This window comes from Steroidobacter agaridevorans (assembly GCF_009932555.1).
Classification (GTDB): Bacteria; Pseudomonadota; Gammaproteobacteria; order Steroidobacterales; family Steroidobacteraceae; genus Steroidobacter; species Steroidobacter agaridevorans.
In genome coordinates this window covers 411,849-426,181 of the sequence record NZ_BLJO01000004.1, presented here as the reverse complement: position 1 = coordinate 426,181, position 14,333 = coordinate 411,849, and the positions used below count along the sequence as shown (strand labels likewise).

Here is a 14,333-nt window from a genome sequence, read left to right as displayed (position 1 = left end):
CGCCCGACGTCGCGGCTTACTGGCCGGCCGCGCGACGCGGCTCGACCTTCAGCGGAATGACCCGGCGGCGCGGCTGCAGGCCGCACTCGCGAGACTCGGGATTCTCCCACCACCAGCGGCCGGAGCGCGGGTCGGCGCCAGGCTCCACTGCCCGGGTGCACGGCGCGCAGCCGATGCTGGGAAAGCCTTTGTCATGCAGGGCGTTGTACGGAAGGCTTCGAGCCTTGATATACGCCGACACGTCGGCCTCGGTCCAGTCCAGCATCGGGCTGATTTTCCACAGGCCGTAGCGGTCGTCCCAGGACTTGGCCTCACCCAGCGCGCGCTCGGCGGACTGCTCACGGCGCACGCCAGTGACCCAGGCCTTACGGCCGGCGATGGCGCGCTTGAAGGGCTCGATCTTGCGGATGCCGCAGCAGGATTGACGCTCGTCGGTCCCGAGGTAGAAACCGTTGATACCATTGTCGCGCACGTACTGCTCGATGGCCTCGGCCTGCGGATAGAACACCTGAATGCGGCGCTGATAGCGGCGCTCCAGGCGGTCCAGCAGCGACAGGGTCTCATCGTGCAAGCGGCCGGTATCGAGCGTGAACATCTCGATTTCCGGCGTGTACGTGTTGATGATGTCGGTCAACACCATGGCCTCGAGGCCGAGGCTGTTGGAGTAGACCACGTCCTGGTGCTCGCGAACGGCCTGCTCCAGCAGGGCGCGAGTTCCCTCGACGAGGGTTTGCAGGCGGGGCGACAGTGCATCGGTCATGGTCAATCGGTCCTTATTCTCTGTCGTGCACTGTAGCTAACCCGCTTATAACCAGGGAAAGACTGGTTTGTTCTGTCATGATGCGGGCCCGTTATGACTTCGCCGCACCCCGTTCGTTATAGTTAAGTGCATGAAACTACAACAATTAAGGTACCTCGCCGCCATCGTCGAGAACGACCTGAACATCACCGCCGCGGCCGAGCGCCTGCATACCTCGCAGCCGGGCGTCAGCAAGCAGCTGAAACAGCTCGAGGACGAGCTGGGGTTTCCCATCTTCCTGCGCCAGGGGCGAACCCTGACGCGGGTCACGCCGGCCGGTAAGCGGGTCATCGACCGGGCGCAGAAAATCCTCAAGGAAGTCCAGAGCATCAAGCGCCTGGCGGACGAGCAGAAGGGCGACGGCAAGGGCTCGCTGGCGATCGGCACGACCCACACGCAGGCCCGGTATGTCCTGCCCCAGGTCATCCGACGCTTCCGGGAGCGCTATCCCGACGTGGAGCTGCACCTCCACCAGGGCACCTCCGAGCAGATCGCCGACATGGCCGCGCGGGACCGCATCGACTTCGCCATCAACACCGGCTCGCAGGAGCTGTTCACCAACCTGGTGCTGTTGCCGTGCTATCGCTGGCATCGGCGCATCGTCGTGCCGCAGGGTCATCCGCTCGCGAGCGAAGGCAAGGTGACTATCGAGACACTGGGCAAGTATCCGATCGTCACGTACGTCTTCGGATTCTCGGGCCCGTCTTCGTTACAGCAGATTTTCGCGCGTCATGGCATTACGCCGCACGTGGCGCTCACCGCTCGTGATGCCGATGTGATCAAGACGTATGTGCGCCTTGGGATGGGTGTGGGGATCGTCGCCAGCATGGCCATGGATCCGCGCGAGGATTCGGACCTGGTGTCCATCGACGCGTCGCATTTGTTCCCGGCGCATTCGACCTGGGTGGGCTTCCATCAAGGCGCCCTGCTGCGCAGCTACATGTACGACTTTCTGCAATTGCTCGCACCGCATTTGACACGCCGGCTCGTGGATCGCGCCGGCAATGCGGCCACGCCGTCCGATGTGGAGGCGTTGTTCACGGATGTGGAACTACCGGTCTATCGCTAGACCGACGATAAGGATGTTTTGCACGCCATGTCAGCCAATCCAGAAAGACCCAAAGCCCGCTCGCTCAAACCGCTGCGCGAGCTTTGGCCGTATCTCAGCAGATATAAGGGCGTTCTGACGCTCGCGATGATCGCGCTGCTGCTGGCCGCGGCGGCGATGCTGGTGATCCCGATGGCGTTTCGCGATCTCATCGATCGCGGCATGGCGGCACAGGACGCGGCCACCATCAATACTTACTTCGTCGCGTTTCTCGTCGCCGCGGCGCTGTTCGGCATCTTCGCCGCTTTGCGCCTGTATTTCGTCACCTGGCTGGGCGAGCGAGTCGTCGCCGATCTGCGGGCGGATATCTACGCGCGCGTGGTGCGGATGGATCCGACATTCTTCGAGGTCACTCGGATCGGCGAAGTGCTGTCCCGACTGACGACGGATACCACGCTGGTGCAAGGCATCGCCGGCGTGAATCTCTCCATGACCTTGCGCTCGATCGTGCAGCTGATCGGCGCCCTGGTGTTGATGATCGCCACCAGCCCGTCGCTGGCCGGCATGATCGTCGTGCTCATTCCGCTGGTGATCTTTCCGATCATCGCGGTCGGCCGGAAGCTGCGTACGTTGTCGCGCGAATCGCAGGATAAAATCGCCGACACTAGCGGCCTTGCCGGCGAGACGCTGAATGCCATTCAAACGGTGCAGGCATTCACGCTGGAGGGCTTGCACACCAAACGCTATAGCACGGCCGTCGAAGACTCGTTCCGAGTGGCTCTGCAGCGGACGAAGGTCCGCTCGGCCATGTCGGCGATCGGCACGATGATGATCTTCGGCGCGATCACGTTCGTGCTGTGGCAGGGTGCGCATCGCGTGCTCGACAAGGAGATGACCGGCGGCGAGCTGAGCCAGTTCCTGATCTATGCCGTGTACGTCGCGATCGCAGCGGCCACGCTGAGCGAGATGTGGGGTGAAGTGCAGCGCGCGGCCGGCGCGATGGAGCGCCTGGTCGAATTGAAAGTCGCGACCCCGAACATCGTCGCGCCTCCCAAGCCGCAGCCGTTTCCCAGCCCGCCGCTCGGGCGCATCACGTTCGAGCACATTTCGTTTCGTTATCCCTCACGCCCGGAATCGCTGGCGCTCGACGATTTGTCGCTGGCCATCGAACGTGGCGAGACTGTCGCGTTCGTCGGCCCTTCGGGCGCGGGCAAGAGCACGACGTTTCAGTTGCTGCTTCGTTTCTACGATCCGGCGTCGGGGCGCATCACCATCGATGGCGTGGATATTTCTCAAGCGAAGCCGGAAGACGTTCGCGCGCGCATCGGCTTGGTGCCTCAGGAGACGGTGTTGTTCGGCACCACCGCGCGAGAAAACATTCGCTACGGCCGGCCGAATGCTTCCGACGCCGACATCGAAGCCGCGGCTCGCGCCGCCGGGGCCGATGAGTTCATTCGTGAGCTCCCGCAAGGCTACGACACTCATCTCGGCGAGAAAGGCACTCGCCTTTCCGGCGGTCAACGCCAACGCATCGCCATCGCTCGCGCGCTGCTGAAAGATCCGCCTATCCTGCTATTGGACGAGGCCACCAGCTCGCTCGATGCCGAAAGCGAACGTTACGTGCAGGAAGCGCTCGAACGCCTGATGGAACATCGCACGACCCTGGTCATCGCCCATCGCCTCGCGACCATTCTCAAAGCCGACCGCATCGTCGTGCTGGACCACGGCCGCATCGTCGACATCGGCACTCACGCGCAACTGCTCGAGAGCAACGAGCTCTATGCGCGCCTGGCAGCGTTGCAGTTCGCGGACTTGAGCGGGAGTGTGCCGGCGACCGCCGCCTGACCTTCGAGCAATCATGGAACGATTACCACTGCTCGCCACTGTCACTGAAGCCGTACAACGATATCGAGAGCAATTCTTCGCTCTACTGCGTGTGATTGCACTTCCCGCGCTGGCGTACGCGGGGATGTCGTATCTCTGGAACCAATGGTCTTCGGCGAGCCCTCTGACGAGACCTTTGCTATTGGTCGCTCAAGCATTGCCGCTGACGCTGGCGGCGCTCTCCTGTCACCGCGTCCTCTTGCTGGGACCTGAATCCGTACCCTCCTTCGGCGCGTCCGGCACCCAGGCGCGCGACTGGCGATTCGTCGGCATGGCGGCAGGGCTGTTCGTGATCACCAACCTGCTGCTCCAGGTGCCAGTCACGGCGACCTTCCTTTTCTTGCAGTTGGACAACCCCGGCTTACTCTCGATGGAGCACGACACCATTTCTGCCATCGGACGATTTGCCGCCCTGCCGGCGATCTATGTCGCCTGCCGATACTCCATCTGCCTCCCCGCGATTGCGACCGATCGCCCGATGCGCATGAGACAGGCTTGGGCATGTACCAGGGGGTACGGCATGCGCCTGCTACTGTTGATCGGCGTATCTCCGTGGCTGCTGCATTTCGTGCAGCGCTCGCTGGCCGACCTGTTCGCCTCGGATACCGATTACGCCATCGCCAGCAATTTAATGTTCTGGCTGTTCCTGCCGCTGGAGATCGCGCTGCTGTCGATCTGCTTTCGACGGCTCGACCAGGTCGACGTAGCGGCTTGAACCCAAACGCCCGCGAATAAGTTCATGGTGTTGTCGGCTCTGACGCCGGCTGTTCGTCCTAGGGTCAAACCCAAGGAGAGTCGCCATGCGGAAGATTATCGTCGGCGCCATGATTTCCCTCGATGGCGTCATGCAAGCGCCCGGCGGGCCGACTGAGGATCCGACTCACGGATTCAAGTTCGGCGGCTGGGTGATGCCCTTGTTCGATCAGGAGTTTGGCGAAGAGCTGGATCGCCTGTTCGGCAACCCCTTCGATCTCCTGCTCGGCCGCAAAACCTACGAGATTTTCGCCGCCTACTGGCCCTACTACGACGAAAACGCCCCTGACGGCGGCATCGCCAAGCAGTTCAACCGCATCAAGAAATACGCGGTGTCGCGCTCGGGTGAAGTCGATACCGGTTGGCAGTACTCGGTGCTTCTCCGCGATATCGCCGACGTGAAGCGCCTCCGCGAAGAGGATGGCCCGGACCTGGTCACCCAAGGCAGCACCGAGCTCGTGCACGCGCTGCTGGCGAACGACCTTGTCGATGCGATGAGCATCTTTACAGCGCCCGTCGTGCTGGGTGGCGGCAAGAAGCTATTCACCGACGGCTCCGCACCGCATTCCTACAAGCTGACCCGATCGCGCGTCTCCAGCACGGGCATGATGATCGCCCACTACGAGCGCGCGGGCGACATCAAGACCCACGGCGCCGAACTCGACTCACCGAGCGACCGTGAACGCAAACGTCAGGAACGGATGAAGCGCGAAGGTTAGAAATTCATTCAACCCGCAAACCAACGGAGACAGACCATGACCAAGAACGTAATTTGTCTTTGGTATGACGGCGCAGCCGAAGAAGCCGCGAACTTTTACGCGAAGACTTTTCCAAACAGCGCCGTGACAGCAGTTCACACCGCCCCCGGCGATTTCCCGAGTGGCCAGCAGGGGCAGGTGCTCACCGTCGAATTTACGGTGGCTGGCGTGGCCTGCCTCGGGCTCAACGGCGGCCCGATGTTCAAGCACAGTGAAGCCTTTTCCTTCGTGATCGTCACCGAGGACCAGGCCGAGACCGATCGCTATTGGAATGCCATTGTCGGCAATGGCGGCGCCGAGAGCGCATGCGGCTGGTGCAAGGACAAATGGGGCCTGTCCTGGCAGATCACTCCTCGCGTACTGCTGGAAGCGACGACCGACCCCGACCGTGCGGCCGCCAAGCGCGCGTTCGATGCGATGATGAAAATGAAAAAGATCGACATCGCTACCATCGAAGCCGCGCGACGCGGAACGTCTCGCGCTTGATCTCATGCCGCACGCTGCGCGCGTCCACTGGAGCTAGTGGTCGCGCGCAGATTTAAGAGCGATTCTCCTTGAGCATGTTGCAGAAAAGCGCCCCCTGCTCGATCGCATCGTCCAGCGCCACATGGCTGTGCGGCAGCGGATCGAACCATCGCTTCGGCATGTTCCGCTTCGTGCTCTGCCGATAGTCGCTCTTGAGCATGGCCATGGCGAATGACTTGATATCCAGCGCCGAATGACTGAAGGGACTCTCCCCGACGAACCGGATCAAATACCAATAGACGAACAGGAAATCGAATCCCGCCGGGTAGGCAACGAACACGGGCTTGCCCTCGAGCGATCTGATCCACTCCACATAGCGCCTCATCGCCTGCTGCGGCTGTTCAAGATCCTTCCTGCACGCCGCCCACGCCTCGGGCTGCGTCGCCCACCACTCCGCCGTCTTCGGATGCGCCTCCGCCCCCGGCAATGTTTCTAAATTCGTGGAGAAGGTGGACACCAGCACCTTCTCCGCCGTGTACGCGGCCGAACCGATGCTGAGCATCGAGTGCGGACCGGGGATCGGGCCGTCGGTTTCGACGTCGGTGCTGATGTAGATCTCGGGCATGGAGCAACTTACCTATCCAGCAACGGCTTGATCAAATCGATCGGCAGCGGAAACACCACCGTCGACGTCCGCTCGCTGGAGATATCGCTCAACGTCTGCAGATATCTCAATTGCATCGCGCGGGGTTCGGCCCCGAGCGCCCGAGCGGCTTCCACCAGCATGGCGGCGGCCTGCTTCTCGCCTTCGGCGTGAATGATCTTTGCGCGACGGGTGCGTTCTGCTTCGGCTTGCCTGGCCATGGCGCGGATCATGTTCTCGTTGAGGTCGACGTGCTTGATCTCGACGTTGGCCACCTTGATGCCCCAGGCGTCGGTGGCGTGATCCAGGATCTGCTGAATGTCGAGATTGAGCTTTTCGCGCTGGCTGAGCATTTCATCCAGCTCGTGCTGGCCGAGCACCGAGCGCAGCGTGGTCTGCGCCAGCTGGCTGGTTGCCTCGAAGGGTTGGGCCACCTGGATCACGGCCCGGGCCGAGTCGACGATGCGGAAGTAAACCACTGCGTTGACCTTCACCGAGACGTTGTCGCGTGAAATGACATCCTGGGTCGGCACGTCCAGCACGACGGTGCGCAGATCCATCTTCACCATCCGCTGCACCAGCGGCACGACCAAGATGATTCCGGGTCCGCGCGTTGCCGTATAGCGTCCCAGCGTAAAAATCACGCCGCGCTCATACTCGTTGAGGATACGAATCGCACTGAAGATCAGGAACAGCAGGATGACGGCAGGCACGATCAGGTACATGGCTCGATCCTCGTTTGCCGATGAATCATTGCTCGCCGGGCGCGACTTCGAGCGTCAGGCCATCGACGCGCAGCACTTTCAGGCGCGCGCCTTTCTTGACCGGCGTCCGTGTCACGGCGCGCCAGATTTCGCCGCGAATATCGACTCGTCCGGCGCTATCGAAATCCTCGAGCGCGACCGCATGCTCCTGAAGCATCTGCTCGACGCCAGTGGCGACGCGCGCGCGACGGGATCGCATGAACATGCCGGCAGTCAGCAACATACCGATGGCCGCCGTCACCGCCACGCCACCGATCAGACCTCGCGCGATTCGAAAGCCCGGGACTTGTCCATCGAACAGCATGATGGAGCCAATCGTGAACGCGACGACACCTCCCACGCCGAGCGCGCCGAAGCTCGGTGCGAACGCCTCGGCGACAATCAAGGCAATCCCCAAGGCGATGAGTGCGAGACCGGCATAGTTGACGGAGAGAATCTGAAACGCGTACAGGGCCAGCAGCAAACAGACGGCGCCGGCAACGCCGGGCGCGAAGCTGCCGGGGTTGTAGCCTTCCAGCAGCAATCCATACACGCCGACGAGCATCAGCAAATATGCGACATTCGGATTGGTCACGATGCTCAGCAGCTTGGTGCGCCAGTCGGCTCTGAACTCCTCGCGCACCAAATCCTTTGTCGCCAGCTGCACGACGCCATAACGGGTTTTGATCTTGCGACCCTCCAGCTGACTCAACAAATCCTGCAGGTCGGTGGCCACCACATCGATGACCTTTTGCTCCAACGCGGCTCGGGCCGTGAGACTGACGGCCTGTCGTACCGCAGCCTCGCCCCAATCGGCGTTCCGATCGCGCAACTCCGCCAAACCACGGATCAACGAAACGGCGTCGTTCACAGCCTTGCGTTCCGAAGCGTTGTCTGGCTGCTCCGGTTTCTGCGCGTCGCGCGGTTGGTCTTTTTTGGGCTCGGACGGGCCGCCGATCTCAACCGGTGTCGCCGCACCGAGATTCGTTGCTGGAGCCATTGCCGCAACGTGACTGGCGTACAGCAGATAAGTGCCGGCGCTGGCCGCGCGCGCACCCGAAGGCGAGATATAGATAACGACAGGCACGGGGGACGCGAGAATGGCCTGAATCATCTCGCGCATGGCGGAATCGAGACCGCCAGGCGTATCCATCTCAAGCACCACGAGTCGTACATTGCGCTCCTGCGCCCGCTCCAGGGCTCGCAGGAAGAAACTGCTGGTCGCTGGCCCGATCGCGTCGCGTATTTCCAGATGCAACAGCGCGGGCTGCTGTTGTTCCGCGGGACTCGGTTGCGCCGCGCCCGTCCACGCTGCGATGGACAACAACAGCATCGCAACGACGAACATCATTGCCCGGTGGGGAGATTTCGTGTGAGCCACAACGACCTCCTCGACGCCCGAGAAAGGGATTCTTCAGCGCCGCCGCTGGTTCCCTATATTCCGCAGGAAAGCACCTGACAATACGGAACTGGCGCGCAGGCTCTCACCGAGGCGGAGCGCCGAGGCGATTGCCGCCGTCGACGAGGATGAGCTCGCCGGTAACGGTGGGACCGCCGGTGAGGAGCCAGACGGCCACATCGGCGATGTCTTCGGGGGTACTGGCTTTCTGCAGGGGCGAGTTGCTCGCCCAGCGAGCACGGGCCATTTCATATTTTTCGCCGATCGCTTCCTGCAACCAGCGCGTTTCGACGAAACCGGGGCACACGGCATTCACGCGAATCTGCGGGCCGAGCGCGCGAGCCAGGCCCATCGTCATGGTGTTCAAAGCGCCCTTGGAAGCGGCATAGGCAATGGAAGTGCCGGTGCTGTCGATGCCGGCGCGGGAAGAAATATTCACGACGGAGCCGCGACCCTGCTTGCGCATCGTGGGCTCGACGGCGCGGATCATCTGGAAGGCGCCGACGACATTCACCGCGTAGATCTTCTGGAAATCTTCCGCCGACAACGCTTCCAGATTGGCGTGATTGAACACGACCTTGGTGGTGCCGGCGTTGTTGATGAGGCCGTCGATGCGGCCCCACTTTTCCAACGCCGCCTCGGCCATGCGACGGCAATCGGCGTCTTCGGCAACGTTCGCGCGCACCAGCAGCGTCTCACCGCCGTGCTTCTCACATTCACGCGCGGTTTGCTGAGCTTCAGCCTCGCTCTTGGTGTAATTGATGACAGTGCGCCAGCCGCGCTTCGCCAGTTCCACGGCGCAGGCTGCGCCGATGCCAGTGGCGGAACCCGTGACGATACAAACATTGCCCGAGGCCATGATTCAACCTTCACCAGCAATCGCAATCGATTGAGTGAAGTGTGCACGCACGCACCCGCCGCTGTCACGGCGAGTGGCGCAAAGAGACAGGCTGTTTAGATCAGGCCGCGACGGTGCGACGCTGAACGTGCACGCCGGCGGCGTCGAAGGCGCCCTGATACGCGACCGAGAAATCGTCGAACGCCGTGAGCGCGACGCTCAGATCGGCGCCCTCGGGCAGCTCGAACGTATCGAAGCCACAGCGCGCCATGTAGAACAACTGATCGCGCTGGATCTTGCCCACGGCACGCAGCTCGCCCGTGAACTTGTAGCGCGAGCGAAGCAGCGCCGCCTGGCTGTAACCCCGGCCTTCGGCCAGGCCGCCAAATTCGACAGCGACCAGCCCGATGCGAGTGAAATCGTTCTTCAGGTCGGCGATCGGATCGGTGGGCCCGATGCGCACGCCAAGGCGGCCGTCCCACAGCCACCACTGCTCGCGCTCCGCCTTCCAGCGGGCGAACGGCAGGATCAGCGCGCGTTCGCGGCCGACCGGATCTTCGTCGGCATAGCGCCACTCATCGACGATAACTTCACGCTGCTTGATCAGCTGGCGCATAAACCTTTGCCTTGAAGGGAGCGACGCCGATGCGACGGAAGGTATCGAGGAAACGTTCCTCTTCCTGCCGGTGCTCGACGAAAACATGGATGATGCGTTCGATGGTCTCGGCAACGTCGTCATGCGCGACGGACGGGCCGATGACCTTGCCCAACGATGCGTCGTGGCCGCCGGTCGAACCGCCGAGGGTGATCTGATACCACTCCTCGCCGTCCTTATCGACGCCGAGCACGCCGATGTGGCCGACCGAGTGATGGCCGCAGCCGTTCATGCAGCCCGACATCTTCAGCTGGATCTCGCCCAGATCGTAGAGGTAGTCGAGGCTGTCGAAACGTTCGTTGATCTGCGTGGCCAGCGGAATGGAGCGCGCATTCGCCAGCGCGCAGAAATCGCCGCCGGGGCAGCAGATCATGTCGGTGAGCGTGCCGATGTTCGCCGTCGCCAGATCGATCAGCTTCAGCTGCTGCCACAACGCGAACAGATCGCTCTGCTTCACATGCGCGAACAGCACGTTCTGATCGTGCGTCGAGCGGATCTCGCCCAGCGAATATTGCTCGGCCAGATCGGCAACCCGATCCAACTCATCCGCAGTGATATCGCCCGGCGGACGCGTCGGCGACTTCAGTGACAGGAACACCGCGCGATAACCCGCGACCTTGTGCTTGCGGGTGTTGTACTGGAACCAGTTGCGGAATTCCTGCGGCTTGCCGGAAATCACATCCTGGTCCTGCAGCGACTCGTAAACCTTCGGTGCGAAGAACGCCTTGATGCGCTCGAACTCGGCGGCATCGAACACCGGTGCGGTGTCTTTCGCGGCGGCGAATTCCTCTTCGACCAACTCGCGCATCTTTGCAGGGCCGATCGCCTTCACCAGGATCTTGATACGCGCCTTGTGAATGTTGTCGCGACGACCTTCGAGGTTGTACACGCGCAGGATCGCTTCGAGATACGCGAGCAGATCCTTCTTCGGCAGGAACTCGCGAATCACGTGACCGATCATCGGCGCGCGACCGAGGCCGCCGCCGACCAGCACTTCGAACCCCACTTCGCCCTGCTCGTTCTTCCTCAGGTGCAGACCAACGTCATGCACGCGGGAAGCGGCACGATCCGCCGGCGAGCCGGTGACCGCGATCTTGAACTTGCGCGGCAGATACGAGAATTCGGGATGCAGCGTCGCCCACTGGCGAATGTATTCGCACCACGGACGCGGATCTTCCAACTCATCGACGGCAACGCCCGCGAGGTGATCGGCGGTCACGTTGCGAATGCAGTTACCGCTGGTCTGAATGCCGTGCAGCTGAACCGTCGCGAGCAGCGCCAGAATGTCCGGCACCAGCTCGAGCTTCGGCCAGTTGAACTGCATGTTCTGGCGCGTGGAGAAGTGGCCGTAACCTTTGTCGTACTCGCGCGCGACGCGGGCGAGCATGCGAACCTGCGCCGGCCGCAACAGGCCATACGGAATCGAAATGCGCAGCATCGGCGCATGCTTCTGGATGTAGAGGCCATTGCGCAGTCGCAGAGAACGGAAATCGTCCTCGGACAGCTGGCCCGCGAGATAACGCTGCGTCTGGTCCCGGTACTGGGCGACGCGCTGATCCACGAGCGATTGGTCGATCTGGTCGTACTGATACATGGTCGGGGACTCTAAGCCCCCGCCATGAAGGGAGAAATTCGACTTGGATATGACCAGATGCCGGTTAGAAAGGGGTCACAGGAATCAAGAACTTAGCCGCCGAACCAAGCCCTCCTGAGCAGTCGATGCGACCAGCCGGCCGTCCCGGGTGAACAGGCTGCCTCGCGCGAACCCGCGAGCTCCGGACGCCGTCGGGCTATCCAGGACGTAAAGCAGCCACTCGTCCGGCCGCGCCGGGCGATGAAACCACATCGCGTGATCGATGCTGGCCATCTGCAATTGCTCCCGCTCGCTCGACATCCGGGCGTCCATGCTGGCCGCGCCGAGCAGGAAGTAATCCGAGGTGTAGGCCAGCAGGCAGCGATGCAGGATGGGATCGTCGGGCACCCGCTCCACCAGCCGGATCCACACTTTGACCCGCGGCTCACGCGGCACGTCCGCGAGCGGATCGGGCAACTCCGCAGGCCGGAATTCGAACGGATGTTCGTGAATCCGGAAAGGCGACGGCCGATCCGGTGCTTTGAGCTTTGCCTCCGCGACGGCGGTGGCCAGATCGGGCACCGACTCGGGCGCCGGCACCTCGGGCATGTCGGCCTGGCGATCGATGGCCGCTTCCGGAATCTGAAACGAGGCCGACATGTGAAAGATCTGCTCGCCATGCTGAATGGCGACGACGCGACGTGAAGAAAAGCCGCGGCCATCCCGGCTGCGGTCCACTTCGTACACGATGGGATGATCGGGATCGCCGGCACGCAGGAAATACGCATGCAGCGAATGCGCCTCACGACCTTCGATGGTCGCGTACGCCGCCGCGAGCGCCTGGCCCAGCACCTGCCCGCCGAACACGCGTCCGCCGGCGAGCTTGCGGCTCTGGCCCCGAAACAAATCGATTTCCAAGCGCTCCAGCTTCAGCACCTGAAGCAGATCCGCCAACAACGCATTCACGACTACTGCTCTCCCGCGACTCCCAAGCGCTTTTGCATGATGGGGCTGGTGGTCGTGTATTGCAGTGGAATTTTCTTGGCGGGATTCAAGTGCGCGGCGACCGCGAACGCCGCCAGTGCTGCCTCGTGGAAACCCGAGAGAATCAGCTTCTTCTTGCCGGGATAGGTATTGATGTCGCCGACCGCGAAGATGCCGGGAATGTTGGTCTGGAATTTCTCGGTGTCGACCAGGATGGCGCGCTTGTCGAGCCCCAGGCCCCACTCGGCGATCGGGCCCAGCTTCGGATGCAGGCCGAAGAACACCAAGGCGCGTTCGGCGTGCAGTTCCTCGATCGCACCATCGCTCTTCTTCACACGCACGCCTTTGAACTCGCCGCCGTCCGTGATGAGCGACTGCGCGATCGCTTCAACGTAGCGCATGCTTCCCGAGTTGACGAGGTCGTGCATCTTCGCGACTGAAGCCGGCGCCGCGCGAAAATCCGGACGACGATGAATCAACGTGAGACTGCGCGCTTTGCCCGCCAATTCCAGTGTCCAGTCGAGCGCCGAATCGCCGCCGCCGAAGATCAGCAAATGCCTGCCGGTGAACTCAGCCGAGTTCTTCACTTTGTAATGAATGCTGGTGTTCTCGAACGCCTCGACACCCTCACAACCCAGTCGCCGTGGCTGGAACGAGCCAAGGCCGCCAGCGATGATCACAGTTTTGGCGTGAAAGCGCGTATCGAGCGAGGTGCGTAACAGGAATGTGTGGTCGGGCAGCACCTGCAGCTCGGTGACCTCCTGCCCCAGATGAAACTGCGCGTTGAACGGCTTGGCCTGCTGTAACAATCGGTCGACCAATTCCTGCGCGCCGCACACAGGCAGCGCCGGGATGTCGTAGATCGGCTTCTCCGGGTACAGCTCGCTGCACTGGCCGCCGGGATGCTTGAGCGAATCGATGATATGGGCGCGAATGCCCAGCAATCCCAGCTCGAAGATCTGGAACAGGCCGCACGGGCCCGCCCCGACGATGACCGCATCGGCCTGAATGGCGCCGTCGACACCGGCGGCTGTGGCGCTATCACTCACATTGGTGCTCAAAACTGCTCTCCCCAGAGTCGGTCAGGAAGTGTCGCGGCGATTCTACACAAGCCGTCCGTTGCGTCAGTTCCACGGTGCGCACTGATCTTGTCAGGCGCCAGTCAGCGCATTGTCAGCGCGGGCGATAAGTTTCGACAAATCGCCACTCGCGCGCGGCCGGCTGCATTGTTCATGACCGGAGGCCATGAAAGAATCGACCGTCATCCCAGCTCGCAGCCAGGAAGATTTCCATGCGCCTGAACATCAACGGCAAAGATGTCGAAGTGACCGACGTCGACGAGACCACGCCACTCCTGTGGGTCCTCCGCGATCACCTCGGCTTGGTCGGCACCAAGTACGGCTGCGGTGTCGCTCAGTGCGGGGCTTGCACCGTGCATCTCAATGGCGCGCCGATGCGCTCTTGTTCCATTCCGGCGAGCGCCGTGGCGGGCCAGAAGATCACGACGATCGAAGGCCTGGCCAACAAAGACGGCAAATTGAATGCCGTGCAGGCGGCATGGATCGAGCACGACGTGGCTCAGTGCGGCTACTGCCAGGCGGGCCAGATCATGACGGCCACCGCGCTGCTGAAGAGCAACCCCAAGCCCACCGATGCCGATATCGACGCTGCGATGGCCGGCAATCTGTGCCGCTGCGGCACGTACATCCGCATCCGTAAAGCCATTCACGCCGCCGCTGCCAATATTGCGAAAGGCGCGAACGGCGAACTGATCAGCCAGAACTAATCGGA

Annotated in this window: 15 protein-coding genes; 6 read left to right on the top strand and 9 right to left on the bottom strand. The window is 62.3% G+C overall.

Going from position 1 to position 14,333, the window contains the following annotated elements:
* Positions 1-16: 16 nt before the first annotated feature.
* Positions 17-760, bottom strand: coding sequence for a phosphoadenylyl-sulfate reductase (locus GYH35_RS16495; RefSeq protein ID WP_161811010.1), 744 nt, complete (start codon positions 758-760; stop codon positions 17-19).
* Between the two features lie 130 nt (positions 761-890).
* On the opposite strand from GYH35_RS16495, the gene cysB reads away from it, so the two are divergent.
* From cysB to GYH35_RS16470, 5 genes are all read left to right on the top strand, one after another.
* On the top strand, positions 891-1,868 hold the full coding sequence (gene cysB, locus GYH35_RS16490; protein WP_161811009.1) for an HTH-type transcriptional regulator CysB: 978 nt from the start codon (positions 891-893) through the stop codon (positions 1,866-1,868).
* A gap of 27 nt (positions 1,869-1,895) precedes the next feature.
* Positions 1,896-3,692: an ABC transporter transmembrane domain-containing protein gene (locus tag GYH35_RS16485; RefSeq protein WP_161811008.1), complete on the top strand. Its 1,797-nt coding sequence runs from the start codon at positions 1,896-1,898 to the stop codon at positions 3,690-3,692.
* Between the two features lie 181 nt (positions 3,693-3,873).
* The gene (locus GYH35_RS16480; RefSeq protein WP_161811007.1) at positions 3,874-4,446 is read left to right on the top strand and encodes a hypothetical protein; all 573 of its coding nucleotides are present in this window, start codon (positions 3,874-3,876) and stop codon (positions 4,444-4,446) included.
* Positions 4,447-4,531: 85 nt separating this feature from the next.
* Positions 4,532-5,203: a dihydrofolate reductase family protein gene (locus tag GYH35_RS16475; protein ID WP_161811006.1), complete on the top strand. Its 672-nt coding sequence runs from the start codon at positions 4,532-4,534 to the stop codon at positions 5,201-5,203.
* Between the two features lie 36 nt (positions 5,204-5,239).
* Positions 5,240-5,728 (top strand): VOC family protein, encoded by a 489-nt coding sequence (locus GYH35_RS16470; RefSeq protein WP_161811005.1) that lies wholly within the window; start codon positions 5,240-5,242, stop codon positions 5,726-5,728.
* 52 nt (positions 5,729-5,780) lie between these two features.
* Here GYH35_RS16470 and GYH35_RS16465 read toward each other — a convergent pair whose 3' ends face one another.
* The 8 genes from GYH35_RS16465 to GYH35_RS16430 form a co-directional block, all read right to left on the bottom strand.
* Positions 5,781-6,332: a 3'-5' exonuclease family protein gene (locus GYH35_RS16465; protein WP_161811004.1), complete on the bottom strand. Its 552-nt coding sequence runs from the start codon at positions 6,330-6,332 to the stop codon at positions 5,781-5,783.
* An 8-nt stretch (positions 6,333-6,340) separates the two neighbouring features.
* Positions 6,341-7,075: a slipin family protein gene (locus GYH35_RS16460; RefSeq protein WP_161811003.1), complete on the bottom strand. Its 735-nt coding sequence runs from the start codon at positions 7,073-7,075 to the stop codon at positions 6,341-6,343.
* Positions 7,076-7,100: 25 nt separating this feature from the next.
* Complete coding sequence (locus tag GYH35_RS16455; protein WP_202624366.1) at positions 7,101-8,474, bottom strand: NfeD family protein; 1,374 nt, start codon at positions 8,472-8,474, stop codon at positions 7,101-7,103.
* Between the two features lie 103 nt (positions 8,475-8,577).
* Entirely contained in the window at positions 8,578-9,354 is a 777-nt protein-coding gene (locus tag GYH35_RS16450; RefSeq protein WP_161811400.1) for an SDR family NAD(P)-dependent oxidoreductase, read from the bottom strand.
* 97 nt (positions 9,355-9,451) lie between these two features.
* The gene (locus GYH35_RS16445) at positions 9,452-9,946 is read right to left on the bottom strand and encodes a DUF934 domain-containing protein (RefSeq protein WP_161811002.1); all 495 of its coding nucleotides are present in this window, start codon (positions 9,944-9,946) and stop codon (positions 9,452-9,454) included.
* Entirely contained in the window at positions 9,921-11,579 is a 1,659-nt protein-coding gene (locus GYH35_RS16440; protein ID WP_161811001.1) for a nitrite/sulfite reductase, read from the bottom strand. The genes GYH35_RS16445 and GYH35_RS16440 overlap by 26 nt, the downstream gene beginning before the upstream one ends.
* Before the next feature lie 84 nt (positions 11,580-11,663).
* Positions 11,664-12,524, bottom strand: coding sequence for an acyl-CoA thioesterase (locus GYH35_RS16435; protein WP_161811000.1), 861 nt, complete (start codon positions 12,522-12,524; stop codon positions 11,664-11,666).
* A gap of 2 nt (positions 12,525-12,526) precedes the next feature.
* A complete protein-coding gene (locus tag GYH35_RS16430) occupies positions 12,527-13,591 on the bottom strand; it encodes an NAD(P)/FAD-dependent oxidoreductase (RefSeq protein ID WP_161811399.1) in 1,065 nt (354 codons plus the stop codon).
* A gap of 242 nt (positions 13,592-13,833) precedes the next feature.
* Between GYH35_RS16430 and GYH35_RS16425 the strand changes: the two genes are divergently transcribed.
* Positions 13,834-14,328, top strand: a complete 495-nt coding sequence (locus tag GYH35_RS16425; RefSeq protein WP_161810999.1) for a (2Fe-2S)-binding protein — start codon at positions 13,834-13,836, stop codon at positions 14,326-14,328.
* The last annotated feature ends 5 nt before the right edge of the window (positions 14,329-14,333 follow it).